The sequence below is a fragment of the Anaerosphaera aminiphila DSM 21120 genome, from assembly GCF_900129925.1.
Taxonomy (GTDB): Bacteria; Bacillota; Clostridia; order Tissierellales; family Peptoniphilaceae; genus Anaerosphaera; species Anaerosphaera aminiphila.
In genome coordinates, this window is the sequence record NZ_FQXI01000011.1 from 24,489 (window position 1) to 43,070 (window position 18,582).

Consider the following 18,582-nt stretch of genomic DNA (forward strand, 5'->3'; position numbering starts at 1 on the left):
TGTATAAATTTATCAAGTTATAATACGTAAAAATGATATAATATCTCTAATAAAAATATATAGTTACTATTTAAAAGGAATGATTATATTGGTTAAAAATATTGTAAATTCTCAAAAAGAATATTTTTCTTCAGGCGCTACTCGAGATTATAATTTCAGAATGGAATCTCTAAATAAACTTAAAAATTCCATTCTAAAGTATGAAGATGAAATTAACAGTTCTATGAAGCTAGATTTAAATAAATCTAAGGCGGAGACTTATATAACTGAAATCGGAATTATATTAGATGAAATCTCCTTTCACCAAAGACATTTAAAAAAATGGATGAAAAAAAAACATGTCAAAACTTCTATGGCTCAAATACCAGGCAAGTGTTTTATAACTCCAGAGCCCTATGGAACAGTTTTAATAATTTCTCCTTGGAACTATCCGCTACAGTTATGTCTACTTCCATTAGTAGGCTCTATTTCCAGTGGCAACACTGCTATTATAAAACCCTCGGAATACACTCCACATACTAGTGATATTATATCTAAGATAATTTCTGACGCTTTTCCTAAAGAGTATATAAGTGTTGTTCAAGGTGGAGTCTCAGAAACTACGTTACTTCTCGAGGAAAAGTTCGACTATATATTTTTTACAGGAAGTTCTAATGTGGGAAAAATAGTAATGAGTGCAGCTTCAAATCATTTAACGCCTGTGACTTTAGAATTAGGCGGAAAAAGTCCTGCAATTGTAGATGAAAGTGCCAATATAAAACTCTCTGCTAGGCGAATTGCATTTGGAAAAGTAATAAATGCCGGTCAAACCTGTGTGGCGCCGGACTACTTACTAATTCACAAATCTGTAAAAGAAGAATTTATAACTGAATTTAAAAATGCTTTAAATAGTTTTTTTGTAGATAAGGACATGTCAAGTATGGTAAATATTATAAATGAAGCTCACTATAATAGGCTTAAAAATCTTATGAGAGATGAACACATTATATTAGGCGGAACTTTTGATGACGATAGAAAATTTATTGAACCTACGCTGATAGATGAAGTTACTCTTTCTTCTCCAATTATGAGAGATGAAATTTTTGGTCCAATTCTTCCAATAATCAGCTATTCAAATTTAAGTGAGTGCATAGAGTATATTGCAAATTTTGAAAAGCCACTTGCCCTCTATATTTTTTCTGAAAACAAAGAAAATATAGCAAAAGTAACTGGCAGTTGTTCTTTTGGAGGAGGGTGTATTAACGACACTATAGTGCACTTATCTAATCCCAACTTGCCCTTTGGTGGAGTTGGAAATTCAGGTATAGGCAGTTACCATGGCAAAAAAAGTTTTGACACCTTTACTCACTATAAGAGTATTTTTAAACAGAGCAGCATTTTTGATGTACCATTTAGGTATATGCCCTACACTGATAAAAAATTAAATATTATTAAAAAAATATTAAAGTAGTTTATTTTAAAAAGTGCACTTACAAGTTATTAAGCTTATATGTGCACTTTAAATTTATATTATTTTTTAATAGGTGTAAGTTCTTTAATTCCGCCCATATATGGTTGTAGTGGTTCCGGAATTCTAACAGTTCCATCTGCTTGAAGCAAATTTTCTAAGAATGCAATTAACATTCTAGGTGGAGCTACTACTGTATTATTAAGAGTGTGAGCTAAGTACGTTCCCTCTTCTCCCCTTAACTTTATATTTAATCTTCTTGCTTGTGCATCTCCTAAATTAGAACATGAGCCAACTTCAAAATATTTCTTTTGGCGAGGTGACCAAGCTTCTACATCTAGTGATTTTACTTTTAAATCAGCTAAATCTCCTGAACAACACTCTAGTGTTCTAACTGGAATATCTAAACTTCTAAAGAAGTCTACAGTGTTATTCCAAAGTTGATCATACCAATATGGAGAGTCCTCCGGTTTACAGATTACAACCATTTCTTGCTTTTCAAATTGATGTATTCTATAAACTCCTCTTTCTTCTATTCCATGTGCTCCCACTTCTTTTCTAAAACATGGTGAATAAGAAGTAAGTGCTTGAGGCATGTCTTCTTCGGGATTTATTGTATTAATAAATTTCCCAATCATTGAGTGTTCACTAGTTCCAATTAAATATAAGTCTTCACCTTCAATTTTATACATCATATTTTCCATTTCAGCAAAACTCATTACTCCTGTAACTACATCTGAGCGAATCATAAATGGTGGAATGTAGTAAGTAAATCCTCTGTCTATCATAAAATCTCTTGCATATGAAAGTATTGCAGAGTGAAGTCTTGCAATATTTCCCTTTAAATAGTAAAATCCATTTCCAGAAGTTTTTCTGGCAGCATCTAAATCTATTCCGTCAAAAGACTCCATAATATCTATGTGGTATGGAACTTCAAACTCCGGAACTACCGGTTCTCCAAATTTTTCAAGCTCCACATTTTCTGAATCGTCCCTTCCTATTGGAACAGTTGGGTCCATTATTTGAGGAATCACCATCATTTTTTGAAGAACTACTTCATCAAGGTCTTTTTCTTCTAATTCCAATTTTTCAAGTTTGTCATTGATGTTTTTTACTTCTTCTTTAGTTTCTTCAGCCTTTTCAATCTCTTTATTTTTCATAAGAGTTCCAATATCTTTTGAAAGCTTATTTCTCTTTGACCTTAACTCGTCACCTTCAGTCTTAACTGCTCTTAACTTTGTATCCAGTTCAATTACTTCATCTACAAGGGGTAATTTTTCATCTTGAAATTTTTTCTTGATGTTTTCTTTTACAGCTTCAGGATTTTCTCTAACAAATTTAATATCTAACATTTTATACCTCCAAAAATATACAAAAAAAGAGCCCTATTCATCCCAAAAGGGACGAGTAAGACCCGCGTTGCCACCCTAATTAACCTATTTATAGGCTCTCTCTTTAAACTCATAACTCAAAGGCGGATTCAAATAGTTTAAATGTTTATTTTCACCAACCATAAACTCTCTTTAAAATAACTCTATTTTACTATTCCTCGTCATCGTCATATTAATATGAAGTCATTATATCAAAATAGAATAGTTTTTACAAATATAAAAAATAATTGTATATATCTCTAACTTGCATGATATAATATTTGCACAATTATTAAGACATTACGCATAACTATTTAAATTATTGAGGTGATGTATATGAATTATTTTAATTATTTAGATTACAACTTTGTCTATATTATTCGCATTTTAATAGCCACGCTCTGTGGTTTTATTATAGGATATGAAAGAGAGAGTAAAAATAAAGGTGCCGGAATTAAGACTCACTGCCTAGTTGCAATGGCCTCTTCTCTGTGTATGATTATATCAGCCTATGCATTTTACGACTCAGACCCAACTAGAATAGCTGCACAAATAGTTTCAGGTGTCGGTTTCTTGGGAGCAGGTTTAATATTTGTAAGAAGAGATAAAATTGTAAGTGGAATTACAACTGCAGCCGGCATTTGGGGTACTGCTATTATAGCTATGGCAATAGGCGCCGGTATGATATATCTAGGTGTATTTACAACTATACTTATGTTTACAATTAACTTTTTACTTTCAAAATTTCAAAAAAATCACTTACTCTTTGGAGAACAGTCTATTGCAATTACTGTAGAAAATGAAGTTTTTAAATTAAAAGACTTTTCTGAATATATTCAAAATCTGGGAGTAGAACTTTTATCTATAAAATTAGAAAAAACTAATAATTCCCATTCTAATATTTTACTTTTTGTAAATTTACCACAGGAATTAAACAAGTGGGACATTAGTCAAAAAATTTCCGACTTCAATGGAATTAAAAATATAGAAGTATAGCTCATGAAAACTACAAGCTATACTTCTATTTATTTTCATATATTATCTCTCCACACGGACATTTTTTTGGATAATTTAAAAACTTGTTTAATTTTTCCAGCAATTCATCATCTGTTACGTGCTCCAATAAATCTGACTGTTTGTGAATCTCCTCTAAGCTCATATCTAAGTACTCACTTAAAAAATACTCCCAAATTCTATGAGCTGAAATTATCTTTTCAGCAAGCTCTACTCCTTCATTTGTCAATGAAATTTGCTTATTTTCAACTTCTAAATAGTTTTCCGATTTTAGCTTCTTTACCATTTCACTTGCTGAAGATTTTGATATTTTAAAAAAATCTGAAATTTCTTTATTTGTAGTATATCCTACTTCACTTGAAAGTCTATATATTGCCTGTATATAATTTTCTCTACTTGAATTCACTGAAATCACATCCCGTAACTCTTTTTAATCTCTTCAAATTCTTGAATTCCCCTATTGGTAAGTGAGTATGTCTTTAATTTTTCATTTATTTCCAACATTCCCCGCTTTTTTAATATAGTAACTTGTCTATCTACTTCCTCTTGGCTCCAATTTAAGTTGTCTTTAATTGTATCTACTCCAAGGTGCTCAAGTCTATTTTTTTCTTCAAGGTGATTTCCTATGTGCATTACGAATAACTGAGTCTTTAACAGTTTTTTGTTTTTTACTCTTAAGATTTCAGATGTAATGAGCCCATCTCTATTAAATAGAAATGTCATAAAAAATGTTATTCCAGCTACTACTGCTACCATTCCCGACATAGATACATTTAATTTCATTGCCAGTAAATATCCTAAAACTGAATTTAATACAGCATATAGACAAGATACTATTAACATCGCTTTTAAGTCCTTTGAAATTAAATAAGCTGATGCACTGGGCGCTATTAAAAATGAAATTACCAGAATTGCACCTACTGCACTAAAGGCAATTACTGTTGTAAATGAAGACAAAGTCATTAACATATAAAATAAAACTGTAGATGAAAATCCTGCTATAGTTGCAAATTGCTGATCAAAGGTTGTAACTTTTAACTCTTTAAAAAATGTAATTATAAATACAACATTTATCACTAACATTATTCCCATTTGAAAAAGTGATTTCGGCATAGAAATTCCTAAGACTGTTATTCTCTTTAACGGTGCCATTATAACTTCTCCCATTAGGACAGTATCTGTATCAAAAGGCATATTTCTGGCGTATTTTGTAATTAAAATTACAGCTATTGAAAAAAATAGTGGAAATACTATTCCAACTGCATCGTCATTTTTTACTAACCCTGTATTTGACAACATTTCAATTGAAAAAACTGTAATAACTCCAAATAGAGATGCGCCGAATATTAAATAGGGCGATGAACTGTCATTTGTAATAAAAAATGCCAGCACAATTCCAAGTAGCACTGAATGAGAAATTGCATCCGCAACCATGGACAGCTTTCTAAGAACCAGAAAACTTCCTATTAACGCACAAGCTATAGAAGTTATAATTAAAATAAAAAGAGGTTCATATTCTATTAAAGTCAAATTTTCAAATCCGTTCATAGCATGTACTTCTTTCTATTTCTATAGTTTGCAATCATTCCATGAGGCCCAATTATTAGGGATATAAAAGAAAAAATACTCATTATTACAATTATTACAGGTCCGGTGCTCATTCCGTTGTAAGCTGTAGAAATATAAGTTCCCACAAGTGCTGAAACTCCTCCCACAGCTGAGGCTATAATTAACACATGACTAAATTTTTCACTCCATTGCATTGCAGTTATGGCCGGAATAATTAAAAGCGAAGATATTAAAACTGCTCCCACTATCTTTAAACCCGCTGCAATCAAGCTCATAGTTACAAAAAGTACTATTGCATATAGGACACTTGTATTTAAACCTATTGTCTTTGAATAAACTTCATCAAAAATAAAAACTTTTATTTCCTTGTAGCATAAAATCAGCAGTACAATTGAAACTATAGATACTAATAAAATTAGTTTTACATCATCTTTCATCATGTAGGCAGCCTGTCCAAATATATAATTTTGAAGTCCTGACTGAGATGCTCCTGTATAGTTTTCATTGCCCTGAATGTAACTTTTAAGTACCATTCCAAGTCCGAAAAAAGTAGACAGTATAATGGCTAAAGTTGAATCTAAACTCAGCTTAGAGTTAGCATTAATAAGCTCTATTAGCATAAATGCCGTTGCTCCTGATACTATCGCCCCCATTAGTAATAATAACGGGTCTCTTTGCAAAAACAACATAAATGCCAGCACAATCCCCGGAAAGGCAGCGTGCCCAATTGCATCACCTATTAAAGACTGTCCCTTTAAAACTGTAATGCACCCTATAGCACCTGAAGCCATTGCAAGTATTACTGTACCAAGTGCCACTATTAAAAAAGAATAGCTCGTTAAAACTTCAACACTAGACAATAAAATCACCTACCATTGATGCTTTTCTTAAATTTTCTCTTGTAAATACATCTTCAACTTTTCCCTGTGCAACTACTCTCTTATTTAAAATTATAATGTGGTCAAAGTAATCCTTAACAGTGTTTAAATCATGGTGTACTACTACTGAAGTCTTTCCTTTTTTTTGCGCTTCCTTTAAAAAATCTATAATTACATTTTCTGTTTTATTGTCAACTCCTGCCAGTGGCTCATCCATAAAATAAATAGTTGCATCTTGAGCTATTGCCCTAGCTATAAAGACACGCTGTTTTTGCCCACCTGACAACTGAGAAATCTGTCTATCTTTAAATTCCAGCATTCCAATTTTTTCAAGAGCTTCTTCCGCAAGTTTTAAATCGCTTTTTGCAGGTCTCTTTATCCAACCTAAGTGTACATACCTTCCCATTAGAACTACATCTATAACTGTAGTTGGAAAGTCCCAGTTAACTGAGCTTGACTGCGGGATATAAGCAATTTCTTTTTTTACTTCTCTTATGTCTTTTCCCATAATAGAAACTTTCCCAGAAAGTTTTTTCTTAAGCCCCAGTATTCCCTTTATCAATGTAGACTTTCCGGCACCATTAGGTCCTACTATGGCAGTTCTGGAGTTTTTTACTATATCAATGTCATTGTCCCATAAAACCGGTTTGTCATCATATGCAATGCTTAAATCTTCAACTTTAATTATTATATCGTCCATAAACTGCTCCATATTATTTTAAATTTTCTGTTATTAACTCTACATTATGTTTATACATTCCTATAAAAGTATCTCCTATTTCGCCTTTTGGAGCAAGTGAGTCTGAAAATAGTTCTTGATTTTTTCCGCTTACTACTTTTACCTCAAAGCCTCTCGATTTACAATCTTCCTGTAATTTTTCCATTCTGGCAGGATCTGTTGTAGACTCTGCAAAAACAGCTTTTATTTTGTGGTCTATAATAAAATCCACTGTCTTTTGAATATCTTTATTGGCAACTTCCGTATCACTACCCATACCTTGAGGCGCCTTCACCGGAATATTATACCACTCAGAAAAATAGTTAAATGCGTCGTGAGGAGTGATTAGATATTTGCTATCCTCAGGTATTTGCGATAACAAATTTCTATTTTCTTCATCTAACTTTGTAAGCTGAGAAATATAATTCTCTGTGTTTTTTTCTATAGTTTCTCTTTGTTCAGGAACTAGTTCAACTAATTTTTTACTTACATTTTCAGTTGCAAGTTTATAAAAATCTATATTAAACCAAAAGTGAGGATCTATTATTTCATTGCCTTCATCATCTATAGTTTTAACATCATCTTTTGAAAAATTTTCTGTAACACAATATCCTTCTTGTTCTAAAGCTTCTGTTAAGTTTCCTTCAAATCCAAGCCCTTGATATAAAACTAAGTCTCCATCGTAAATTTTTTGAAGATCTTTTGGCTTTGCTACATATAAATGAGGACTTTCTCCCGCAGGAATAACAACTTCTCTATCTACTATGTCTCCTGCCAACTCATTTACCATATCATTTAAAAAAGAAGTTGTAACTGTTACAACTTTTTTATCTAAATGTTTATCTGTAGTACTTGTATTTTTAGTTTCACTACTTTGACATCCAACTAAGGTAAGTAATACAGTTAGTATAGTTATTATTTTCTTCATGATTTTCTCCTGTTGGCATAGTGTTTTAAAATAAAGTTCGCCACACCTTACTAATTAAGTATAATTTCATTTAAAAACTTTGTCAATATTTTTAAATACTGCTACTACCCACTGTTAAAATCAAATTAATATTGGACATTAAAAAAACTGGCTTTCGCCAGTTTTAATTTTTTTAATAAGTTTCTACAAATACTTCGAAATATCCTTGTGGATGTGCACAAGCTGGACATACTAGTGGAGCTTCTACACCTTCGTGAATATATCCGCAATTGTTACATTTCCATAGAACAACTTCATCTTTTTTAAATAAGTAGCCTGTTTCTAAGTTTTCATGTAATTTTAAAAATCTTTTTTCATGAGCTTCTTCTACTTCTGCAACTTCAGTAAATACTTCAGCTATTTCAGCATATCCTTCTTCTCTTGCAATTTTAGCAAACTCAGGATACATTGACTCATGCTCTTCATTTTCACCTTTTGCTGCTGCTAGCAAATTAGTTTTTGTATCATCTAAATGTATAGGAAAAGAAGATGTAATTTCTACATTTTCATTCATTAAATCCGCATTTAAGAATTTATAAAATCTCTTTGCATGTTCTGCTTCATTTTTAGAAGTTTCCTCAAATATATTAGATATTTGAATTAAGTTTTCTTTCTTAGCTTGTTTTGCATAGTAAGAATATCTCATTGCTGCTTGAGATTCTCCTGCAAAAGACTTCATTAAATTGACTACTGTTTCTGTACCTTTTTCTAATTTTTTCATTCTATCTACCCCCATTTATTCAATAACATTATACCTACTAATATATATACCTTATTATGCATTTTTTAAACTTAGTTTTTTTCAGTTAAATATTTCCACCGCTTCTTTGGCATATTTGATTGCATTAACTTCTTATTTTCTCTCTCTTTAATTGCAACTGCACTGTAAAACAACTTCCACGCTTCTCTATAAACTCTTTCATCAGCTGCTTCACAAATATTTAAGTCTACAATATCAAAAAACTTGCACTCTTTTTCAAAGTACATTGAACACCTATTGCTCCTTCTGTTGCAAATTATAAACTTTTCATTTGGCATCCTCTTTATAAAGTGATTAGTAATAATTTCCAGTATTTCGTTTTCAGGTTCAAACTCTGCAAGTAAAAATCCCTCCTGAACTTCTCTAAATCTAAGTAGCCCCTTATAAGCATGAGCTTCTCCAGATACCTTTTTTACCAGCCTATTAAATAATACTGCATTTTTCTCAGGGCTATTTATATAACTATATCCACGCCTAAATATGTTTCTTAAAACATTTAAAATGACTTCATCTTTTTTATCGTAGTTTGATAGAAAACAGCAATAGATCTCTACAAAAAACTTATTTGAAAAATTTTTTACAATAGATTTTCTAACTCTGTTGTACTTTTCAATATCTGTTTTTATTTCTACTTTTGAATTGAAAAAATCAAGTTGTTCATCACTTTTAAATATAGTAATTTCTTCAGGAATACTATAGGTTTCAAATACTATATTTAATAACCCTTCAAAACTTCCGTCATAGACACATATCAATTTAACCATCCCCTAAAAAACTAAGTTGCTCATAACCATGAGGATCACTTAAGCTCATATAATCTTTTAAACTCTTTTTATTTGTATAGTTAATTCCCCTATAGACTCCTCCAACAGTTATAAAGTTCTTTGCTCTTTTAACTGAAATTTTTAGAGGCTTTAAATCATCATACTTAAGTGCGCAGTATGCTCGTGCATTTATTATTCTCTTGGCATACTCAGGTCCAAATCCCGGAATTTTTAACAAGTCGTCATAGCTTGCCCTATTAATTTCAATTGGAAATCTGCCAATGTTGTCTATTGCCCAATTTGCCTTTGGATCTATTCTCAAGTCAAAATTCGGATTTGCAGCATTTAAAATTTGTGGCGCTTTAAATCCATAGAATCTCATTAAAAAATCCGCCTGATAAATCCTATGTTCTCTTATTTTAGGAGGCTTTTCTATTCCCTCTGTATACTTTGATTTTATAACGGGAACATAGTTGGAGTAGTACACTCTCTTCATTAAAAAATTATCATATAAAAACTGAGCTCTGTTAATAACAGTTAAGTCATCTTCTCTACTTGCTCCAACTATCATCTGTGTAGTCTGTCCTGCCGGAACAAACATTGGAGCTTTTTTAAATTTATTTCTATCTTCTCTATTTTCAACTATTGCATTTGAAATGTCAGTCATTGGAGTAAAAATTTTCTCATAGCTCTTTTGTGGCGCAAGCATTATAAGAGATTTTTGGGTAGGCAGTTCTATATTTATGCTCATTCTATCAATTAACATTCCCAGTTTTCTAGTCAACGTCTCACTGGAGCCTGGAATTGCTTTCATATGTATATAACCGTAAAATCTCTTTTCATTCCTTAAAATTTCTGCCACTTCAATTAATCTCTCCATGGTATAGTCAGGACTTTTAATTACTCCACTTGATAAAAAAAGCCCCTCAATGTAATTTCTCCTGTAGAAATTAACAGTTAAATCAGCAATTTCACCGGCTGTAAACTCCGCTCTTGGAATTTCATTTTCCACTTTATTTATACAGTACTCACAGTTGTAAATACACTTGTTGGTAAATAAAATTTTAAGTAGCGAAATACACCTTCCATCTTCACTCCAACTGTGGCAAATTCCTCCCATTGAAGTATTTCCCAAACCACCTTTATTTTTTCTGTTGGAATTACTTGAAGAACAGCTGACATCGTACTTAGCTGCGTCAGTTAAAATTTTAAGTTTAGTTTCTATATCCATACCATCACCTAGAATAATAATACCATCTGAACAAACGTTTGTAAACATATGTTTTATTTGTATTGAAAAAATGTTGCCAAGAAAATTGGCAACATTTAAATTCTCATTTTATTTTACTTACATATTTCCTGCAATATTCATAAAGAAAGTAATTATTGCAGCATTTGTAAAGTTACTAAACATACCACCTATTATAGGAACTATAAAGAATGCCAGTTTTGAATAAGAGTACTTATCACTAACTGCCTTCATATTAGCCATTGAAACCGGAACAGCTCCCATTCCAAATCCAATATGACCTGCTGAAATAATAGCTGCATCATAATCTTTACCCATAAGTGGGAACGTAATAAATCTTACAAATATTATAATTAATATTACTTGTGCAAACAAAAGAACTACTAACGGCAATGCAAGTTGTGCCAATTCCCAAAGTTTCATTGACATTATAGCCATAGTTACAAATAACTCTAATGAAATATCTCCAATAATGTCAATTTCCACTTGAGGGATAGCCTCTTGTTTTTGCTTTGAAAACATTGGAACTATATTAGTAAGAATACATCCTCCTACCATACCCATAACGTGTACAGGAATATTTACACTGTCCGGCAATATAAAGTCAAAGAATTCTTTTATATATGATCCCATACCCAGTCCTATAAATACTAAGATAGTAGCTGTAGTAAATACCTTTAAACTAACAGGTCTTACAACACTTCCATCTTCTACTTCATCTTCGGTACTGCTATCCTTCATACTTGGATTCCATAAATGTTTCTTTTTAATTAAGTTGTCTGCTAAAGGACCCCCTATTAAACTTCCTGATACAAGTCCAAATGTAGCTGCTGCAACTGCAACGTTAAGAGCATTTGGATAACCCATGTCAACTGCCATAGGCCCAAAGCTTGCCGCGTTACCATGGCCACCTGTCATAGGAATAGAACCTGTCATTAGCCCTATCATAGGTTCAACACCTAATGGTGCAGAAAGTCCTACTGCTACTACGTTTTGTAAAAATGCCAATAGTGCAGCTAAGAATAAAAATATAATAATCTTCTTACCACCACTTTTTAAAAGTGCAAAACTTGCTTGGAATCCTGCACATGTAAAGAATACATACATAAAGAAATCTTGCATTGTTGAATCAAAAGTAAACTGTGCGATTCCAGTTAAACTTAAAACTAAATTTATAATTGCAAATACAAGACCTCCCGCTACTGATGATGGAATACTATATTTTTTAAGAAATGGAAGCCATTCTCTTAGCTTTCTTCCTAAAACCATTAGTATTACACAAATAAGTAATGTTTTTTGTACGTTCATTACTATTTCCATAAATATTACCTCCTTTTTAATTTTTGTAAATTGCGCATAAAATTTATGCTATAAGAATACTATCATCTTGTTAAATACTTGTCAACAAACATTAATGTACTAAAGATATGTTTGAATACAAATAATTATTTATGTCCTTAAAAATTATTAGCCTTATTTTTTTATGTATTATAATTTAACTAGGAGGTATTAAATATGAACTCAAATACAGCACTTTCAAATTTAAAAATTTTAGATTTTACAACACTACTCCCCGGTCCCTATGCCACTCTTATGCTTGCTGATATGGGTGCAGAAGTTTTAAAAATAAGCTCCCCATCAAAGTTTGACCTTGTAACAGATGGTGAAACAAAAGTTGAAGATACTAATTTAACTGCCAAAGCACTGTGGATAAATAGGAATAAAAAATCCTTAGCATTAAATCTAAAAACACCTGAGGGAATAGAAATAGTTAAAAAATTAATATTGCACTATGACATTATAATTGAACAATTTAGACCAGGCGTAATGGATAAGTTAGGACTTTCCTATGAAAAACTCTCTAAAATTAATCCTAAGTTAATATACTGTTCCATTACAGGCTATGGACAAAGCGGTCCATATAAAAACAGAGCTGGACACGACATAAACTACCTCTCTAAAAGTGGATTGATGTCACATTCCGGTAGAGAGTCATCCGGTCCGACACTATATAACACACAAATTGCAGACATTGCAGGAGGCTCGCTACACTCAATAATAGGAATACTTGCTGCAGTAAATTATAGAAATTTGACAGGTTGTGGACAATACATAGACATATCAATGTTAGATTGCATTATCCCATTAAATTCTCTTGATGGTACTGACTTTTTAGTAAATTCAAATGAACCCAAGCCTGAAGAAAAACTATTAAATGGCGGAACATTTTACGATTTCTACGAAACAAGAGACGGACGATATTTGTCTGTTGGCTCTCTTGAACCTAAATTTTTTAATTTATTTGCAAATGCAATTGAACTTCCTGAGCTCATTAATGAAATTAAAGATTTTAAAATCAGTAGAGAATCAAAAGAAAAAATTAAAAATAAAATTAAAGAAAAAACTCTCTCTCAGTGGACAAATATTTTTAAAGACATCGATTGTTGTGTAGAGCCAGTTTCAAATTTAACTGAAGCTCTAGTAGAAGATGAACAAATAAAGAGTAGAGGTGTAATTGTTGAAATACCAATAAATGAGGCAGATGAAGTAAGACAATATGCAATGCCCATTAAATTTTCAAAAACTAAAGCTCAGTACAATCACCTTGGAAGAAAAGTAGGATATGATAATTTTGAAATATTAAGTTCCCTTGGCTATAGTGAATCTGAAATTCTAGACTTAGAAAAGAGAAGTGTCTTTGATTAGCCAAAGACACTTTTCTTTTATTTAATAAATTATTAATTTAATCTATACACCACATTAGCCGCCAACTCAATTCTTTCAAAAACTGAATCTACAACTGCATATTCTTTTTCTGTATGGTTAAACTCTCCCTTTGCTCCCATGGCACAAACAGTTGGAACTCCTGCAGCCACTGTAAATGATGAATCAGATCCTCCCCCTACTTCTACTGGGTGTGGTTCTGGAAATCCTAAACTTACAGCTGTATCTCTAACAAGTTCAAATAATTCCATAACTCCATCAGTTCTTTCCATACAACCCATTCCAGCTTTAACCTCATATGTTGTTTTCGTTCCATCTACATAGGTTGTATTTAATATTTTTTCCACATCTCTTATAATCTCGTCCCCAATTTCCTGATTGACATTACGAGTTAGAACAACAATAGAGCAGTTTCCTGGAATGGTATTATCACTTGTACCTCCATTTATTAACCCACAATTTACTAACTTACCTCTAGCTATATCATTTAAATTTTCTAGAGCTATTACCTTGTGTGCAGCTTCTAATATAGCACTCCTACCTTTTTCAGGATCATTTCCAGAGTGAGCACTTATTCCTTCTATTGAAATACGAAAAGTTGTTGACCCTTTTCTCCCTACTACAATTCCCTCGTCAACTCTACCTGTTTCAAAAGTTATTGCAGCTTTAGCTCCTTTAGCTTCTTTCATTATAATTTCACCACAGTTTGAATCTTCATGAGCACTTTCTTCATCACCTGCAAATATAAATTTTATAGGTCTTTCTTTATATCCTGCCTTCTCTAGAGCTTTAGCAACAAATATAGCCATTACATCTCCAATTTTCATATCTAATGCTCCAGGTCCAGTAGCCTTGCCATTTTCTATTTTAAAAGGTCTTTTCTCAACTTCTTTTCCACTAAATACTGTATCCATATGCCCTACAAACAATATTGGTTCTTTATTTATTTCAGGGTTTAAAGTACCTATTAAAGTATTACCAACTTTTTCAAATTCATATATTTTAGTATCACAGCCCATATTTTTAAGTTCATTTTCAAATACTTCACAAACTTTATTTACACCCTCTACATCATAAGTTCCACTGTTAATACTAACAACTTTTTCCCATAAATTTAATATCTCTTCTTTATTTTCATTAATATATTCCTTAATTATTTCTCTATACATAATTATTCTCCTTTACATTAGCCCCATTGCACTAATTATAAGTTTCATAACAAACATCCCTACTAAACTCATAAACACAGGTATAAACAATAATATCATTCTATATTTAGGATTGGTATCAGCCACTAGTACTATTCTTGCATAGTGTCCAACCAATGTACCCATCAACATACAAGGCACTAATAAAATTGTAGCTTGTCCAGCAGTAATGACTCCTGCCATATATAAATTTGCTGCTGTAGCTGCTCCTGCCGCTTTCGCAAAGAAGGCTGAAACCAATACAACTACAGATTCTCCAGGCAGTCCGAAAAATTTCATAAACGGACCAAATAAACTTCCCAAAATATCTATTAATCCCGTAAGTTTTAGTAACGCTACAATTGTATAACCCAAAATCATAGCTGGAATTATTTGATTAAGCCCTATACCAACGCCTTTTTTTGCTCCATTCATAAATACTTCTATAGCCGATTCTTTAGCTGGTTCTTTTTTTTCAATTTTTTTGGCTTCGCTCATTATGCTACCTCTTTTCTTTTCTTAGAATTAATATATATTCTGACAATATTTGCTCCTACAACCTTACAAACCCAAAGAAATAAAATTATTGCACCTATAGGAAATACAACTATTGGCAATAGTGGTGCTTGAGTTGATATCACATTTAGCACAACTGCTGAAGCCTGATATTGATAGGCAACAAATATTGTACGTTCATCATCAGTCATACTTCCATCTTCCACTAACTGTTTTGTCATAACAGCACCAACATCTGAACTTGTAAAAGATGAAACAAAAGCTAATCCGGCTATTCCTGGAATACCTAGTAAAGGTCTAAGTATAGGAGTAAATAGTTTTTCAGCAGCCTTTAGTCCTCCTAAATGATCTACAACATCAATTAATCCCACCGAAAGTGCAGTTGTAGGAATTATTGATAATCCAAATAAAAAACCATCACGAGCTCCCGAACCATTCGCCCCCATAAAATTAACTCCGTCTCCTCCAATTACACCAAAACTTCCAATTAAATTGTTTAAATCTAAAGCTTTTAAAGGCCCATCAACATTTCCAAAAATCCCAGAAAACATCAATATTAATATAAATAATGATACCCACCCTTGCCAAGTAACTTTAAATTTTTTTTCGTCTTTTTCACTCATGATTTTCCTCCTTTTTTAATTTAGTGTAAATTTAAAATAATAGTATATTATCTATTTTTCTTTATGTAGCCATATTATTCATAAATTTACACAAATTGATTAATCTTTAATTTAATTGTATAATTAGATAATTATATAATCCAATATTAAATTTACATATATTGATAACCTTTTGGTTATATCCATTATAGGATAAATTATAAATTTGGGATTATTATAACTATATAAATTAATACATATGAATATTTCATAATAATTATAAGTCATTTAACATATGTACAATTTGGAGGAGAATATGAATTTATTAAGTTTGAAATATTTTATAACCGTTGCTAAATATCAATCTGTTACAAAAGCTTCTAAAGAATTATATATTTCTCAACCAGCTTTGAGTAAGCACATTAAAAAGATTGAAGATTCTTTATATTGTGAATTATTCGATAGAAATAATGGTGATTTTAAATTAAATAAATACGGGAAAATAGTTTATAAATATGCAATATTAATTTCTAAATTAATACATTCAATGAATTTAGAATTAAAAACATTACAAAACAAAGAAGTTAAATCAGTAAAAATTCTCATTACTTCAGGTTCTAAGCTATTTTCAGAAATAATGCAACTATTTAATAAAGAACATCCCAAAACCCTTTTCACTATAACTCAAGATACTACCTTCCCTGAAGAAGCATATATAAAAATTTTTTCAAGCGATGAAATATTAAAAGCTAACAAACACTTAACACTACTACTGGAAGAAAATATCAAAATTGCTGTACCTATTACACACCATTTAGCTAATAAATCCGAAGTTTCTATTGATGAACTAAAAGACGAATCTTTTATTGAGTTATCTGAAGGTCACGATTTAAGAGAAATTACAGATAAATTTTGTAAAGAAAATAAATTCTCACCAACCATATCTTTTGAATGCGACAACCCTCAATTACTTAGAGAATTAATCCAGCTAGAATTTGGATTAAGCTTTATGCCTGAAATAACATGGAAAGGAAATACTGAAAATATTAAACTGCTTAGCCTATCTAATCAAAAAATTAAAAGATATTTGTACATGGAGATTTCAAATGAAAATAAATTAAACTATATAGAAAAACAGTTTACTAAATTTTTAATTGATTATTTTTCTAATAAAAAATATAATTCTATTAATTAAATTCCTTTCATTGTTGAATGTTTTACTATACTATTTTATCTGCAATATAAAAAGAGTCTTAAAATAGGCTCTTTATTTATTACTTTGGAAAGGCAACACTTTTTTCTACTTACTATTGCGTAATTTTTTGTTTCTACCAATAAAACATAAATAGCACATCCAACTATAAGCCACAACAAACGGAAAAATCCTCCCTTTTCATAATAAATTCTCCCTTGAAATAAAATACATATTAAAAATAGTTCTAAAATAACTTTATCAAAAATTAATAAATATCATTCTAAATAAAAAACCATAACTTTTATTTCCCAAAGTTATGGTTTTATCGAATACAATAAATTAAAAATTATAAAATAAGGACACTATACTTCACTTTTCCAATTCATCTTTCTCATTTAATCTTAAATACTCTTCCAATCTTTTATTGGGAACTATCCAAAGGACATAATTTATAGTATTTATAATAAGTATAAATAAAGGATGAACAAGCCAACCTAAAAGTAAGGCTAGTAAATTTAGTCCCACAGAAATAACTATTTTTTTCAAACTTCTATTTTCTCTACGAAATTTCTTCGTATCTTCATCTTTTAAATATAATTGCCATGATAAATTAAAAAAAGATAAATTTACAAATAAAGATACAATTCCATAGGCTAGTTCTGGCACAAAGGAAGTAATATAATCGCCCACCCACTCTGTTACGAAAGGCAAAAAAGTCAAAGAAAATAGAAAAAGATGGTTTGCCCACAAAATACGACCATTAATTACTTTTACAAGACCAAACATATAGTGGTGATTATTCCAATAAGTAGCTACCATAAAAAAACTCAAAGCATATACCAATATTTTATGCCTTAAATCAACAAGTGAATGTATAGTGTTGGAATTAGGAGAGTGAATAGACAGTACAAGTATTGTAATTACAATTGCCATTACACCGTCACTAAAAGCTTCTAATCTAGATTTCGACATATTATTTCCCCTTTTAAATAAAGTTTTATTTAAATATATTATAATATATTTAGCCTAGGAAATATATATTATGTAAATTATGCACTTATTTTCTAAGTATTAAATTCTAAATGATAATTTCTCATAAAAATTAATATATATTTACTAGTCAAATTTTATTTTCTATAATACACCAGATCACGATATTTATTTAAATACTTTTTAAAATATATCCCTTAATACAAAAAAAGAGCCTTAAATGGCTCTTAATTTATTAGTACGATTTTAGTACGATTGGTATTTCTTAAATCGCTGTATGTATGGAGCTAACGAGGGGAATCGAACCCCTGACCTCTACATTACCAATGTAGTGCTCTACCTACTGAGCTACGATAGCAAATTAATTAAATTATAAATTTAAAATGTTATTCAGTTTGCTAAAAACATTCCAAATACTACAATGTTACATTAGGTTTAATTAGCAATACTAATAAAGATTAACATTGCCTCTATATTTTGTCAATATATTCTATTACTTTATAAAGATGCCCTTATGATTGTAAGTATATTTCCCCATTATATCTTATGTAATAGCAAATATATCTATTTTTATATTGGAAACTAAAATGTAGCTATTATTTTCTCAAACTATTTTAAATTTAAATATATAC

The 18,582-nt window shown here is 30.9% G+C and carries 18 protein-coding genes, 1 tRNA gene and 1 other annotated feature; of the genes, 4 read left to right on the forward strand and 15 right to left on the reverse strand.

Going from position 1 to position 18,582, the window contains the following annotated elements:
* Positions 1-88: 88 nt before the first annotated feature.
* A complete protein-coding gene (locus tag BUB47_RS07240; RefSeq protein ID WP_200779496.1) occupies positions 89-1,450 on the forward strand; it encodes an aldehyde dehydrogenase in 1,362 nt (453 codons plus the stop codon).
* 59 nt (positions 1,451-1,509) lie between these two features.
* On the opposite strand, the gene serS is transcribed toward BUB47_RS07240, so the two are convergent.
* Positions 1,510-2,799, reverse strand: a complete 1,290-nt coding sequence (gene serS, locus BUB47_RS07245; RefSeq protein ID WP_073185064.1) for a serine--tRNA ligase — start codon at positions 2,797-2,799, stop codon at positions 1,510-1,512.
* Positions 2,800-2,843: 44 nt separating this feature from the next.
* Positions 2,844-3,012: a binding site (T-box leader), on the reverse strand.
* Between the two features lie 141 nt (positions 3,013-3,153).
* Here serS and BUB47_RS07250 point away from each other — a divergent pair.
* Positions 3,154-3,813 carry an MgtC/SapB family protein gene (locus tag BUB47_RS07250; RefSeq protein WP_143270623.1) on the forward strand — a complete coding sequence of 220 codons (660 nt, stop codon included), beginning with the start codon at positions 3,154-3,156 and terminating at the stop codon, positions 3,811-3,813.
* 25 nt (positions 3,814-3,838) lie between these two features.
* Here the strand turns inward: BUB47_RS07250 and BUB47_RS07255 are convergent, their stop codons facing one another.
* The 9 genes from BUB47_RS07255 to gltS form a co-directional block, all read right to left on the reverse strand.
* A complete protein-coding gene (locus BUB47_RS07255; RefSeq protein WP_073185106.1) occupies positions 3,839-4,237 on the reverse strand; it encodes a metal-dependent transcriptional regulator in 399 nt (132 codons plus the stop codon).
* A gap of 5 nt (positions 4,238-4,242) precedes the next feature.
* Positions 4,243-5,379 carry a metal ABC transporter permease gene (locus tag BUB47_RS07260; RefSeq protein ID WP_073185066.1) on the reverse strand — a complete coding sequence of 379 codons (1,137 nt, stop codon included), beginning with the start codon at positions 5,377-5,379 and terminating at the stop codon, positions 4,243-4,245.
* On the reverse strand, positions 5,376-6,260 hold the full coding sequence (locus tag BUB47_RS07265) for a metal ABC transporter permease (protein WP_073185067.1): 885 nt from the start codon (positions 6,258-6,260) through the stop codon (positions 5,376-5,378). The genes BUB47_RS07260 and BUB47_RS07265 overlap by 4 nt, the downstream gene beginning before the upstream one ends.
* Positions 6,253-6,978, reverse strand: coding sequence for a metal ABC transporter ATP-binding protein (locus BUB47_RS07270; RefSeq protein WP_073185068.1), 726 nt, complete (start codon positions 6,976-6,978; stop codon positions 6,253-6,255). Before BUB47_RS07270 ends, BUB47_RS07265 begins: the two co-directional genes overlap by 8 nt.
* A gap of 13 nt (positions 6,979-6,991) precedes the next feature.
* On the reverse strand, positions 6,992-7,924 hold the full coding sequence (locus tag BUB47_RS07275; RefSeq protein ID WP_073185069.1) for a metal ABC transporter solute-binding protein, Zn/Mn family: 933 nt from the start codon (positions 7,922-7,924) through the stop codon (positions 6,992-6,994).
* A 172-nt stretch (positions 7,925-8,096) separates the two neighbouring features.
* Positions 8,097-8,684, reverse strand: a complete 588-nt coding sequence (gene rbr / locus BUB47_RS07280; RefSeq protein WP_073185070.1) for a rubrerythrin — start codon at positions 8,682-8,684, stop codon at positions 8,097-8,099.
* Positions 8,685-8,755: 71 nt separating this feature from the next.
* Positions 8,756-9,478 carry a TIGR03915 family putative DNA repair protein gene (locus BUB47_RS07285; RefSeq protein WP_159430541.1) on the reverse strand — a complete coding sequence of 241 codons (723 nt, stop codon included), beginning with the start codon at positions 9,476-9,478 and terminating at the stop codon, positions 8,756-8,758.
* Position 9,479: 1 nt separating this feature from the next.
* On the reverse strand, positions 9,480-10,718 hold the full coding sequence (locus tag BUB47_RS07290; protein ID WP_073185072.1) for a putative DNA modification/repair radical SAM protein: 1,239 nt from the start codon (positions 10,716-10,718) through the stop codon (positions 9,480-9,482).
* 117 nt (positions 10,719-10,835) lie between these two features.
* Positions 10,836-12,056 (reverse strand): sodium/glutamate symporter, encoded by a 1,221-nt coding sequence (gene gltS, locus BUB47_RS07295; RefSeq protein WP_073185073.1) that lies wholly within the window; start codon positions 12,054-12,056, stop codon positions 10,836-10,838.
* Positions 12,057-12,251: 195 nt separating this feature from the next.
* Here gltS and BUB47_RS07300 point away from each other — a divergent pair, with 195 nt between their 5' ends.
* On the forward strand, positions 12,252-13,442 hold the full coding sequence (locus BUB47_RS07300; RefSeq protein ID WP_073185074.1) for a CaiB/BaiF CoA transferase family protein: 1,191 nt from the start codon (positions 12,252-12,254) through the stop codon (positions 13,440-13,442).
* Positions 13,443-13,474: 32 nt separating this feature from the next.
* On the opposite strand, the gene BUB47_RS07305 is transcribed toward BUB47_RS07300, so the two are convergent.
* Genes BUB47_RS07305 through BUB47_RS07315 form a run of 3 tightly spaced genes read right to left on the reverse strand, consistent with a single transcriptional unit; the run spans position 13,475 to position 15,786 of the window.
* A complete protein-coding gene (locus tag BUB47_RS07305; protein WP_073185075.1) occupies positions 13,475-14,629 on the reverse strand; it encodes a M20 family metallopeptidase in 1,155 nt (384 codons plus the stop codon).
* Between the two features lie 12 nt (positions 14,630-14,641).
* Positions 14,642-15,145 carry a nucleoside recognition domain-containing protein gene (locus tag BUB47_RS07310; RefSeq protein ID WP_073185076.1) on the reverse strand — a complete coding sequence of 168 codons (504 nt, stop codon included), beginning with the start codon at positions 15,143-15,145 and terminating at the stop codon, positions 14,642-14,644.
* A complete protein-coding gene (locus BUB47_RS07315; protein WP_073185077.1) occupies positions 15,145-15,786 on the reverse strand; it encodes a nucleoside recognition domain-containing protein in 642 nt (213 codons plus the stop codon). The genes BUB47_RS07310 and BUB47_RS07315 overlap by 1 nt, the downstream gene beginning before the upstream one ends.
* A gap of 295 nt (positions 15,787-16,081) precedes the next feature.
* Between BUB47_RS07315 and BUB47_RS07320 the strand changes: the two genes are divergently transcribed.
* Positions 16,082-16,960 carry a LysR family transcriptional regulator gene (locus BUB47_RS07320; RefSeq protein ID WP_073185078.1) on the forward strand — a complete coding sequence of 293 codons (879 nt, stop codon included), beginning with the start codon at positions 16,082-16,084 and terminating at the stop codon, positions 16,958-16,960.
* Positions 16,961-17,329: 369 nt separating this feature from the next.
* On the opposite strand, the gene BUB47_RS07325 is transcribed toward BUB47_RS07320, so the two are convergent.
* Both BUB47_RS07325 and BUB47_RS07330 read right to left on the reverse strand, forming a co-directional pair.
* Complete coding sequence (locus tag BUB47_RS07325) at positions 17,330-17,932, reverse strand: TMEM175 family protein (protein ID WP_073185079.1); 603 nt, start codon at positions 17,930-17,932, stop codon at positions 17,330-17,332.
* A 300-nt stretch (positions 17,933-18,232) separates the two neighbouring features.
* Positions 18,233-18,308, reverse strand: a tRNA-Thr gene (locus BUB47_RS07330).
* Between the last annotated feature and the right edge of the window lie 274 nt (positions 18,309-18,582).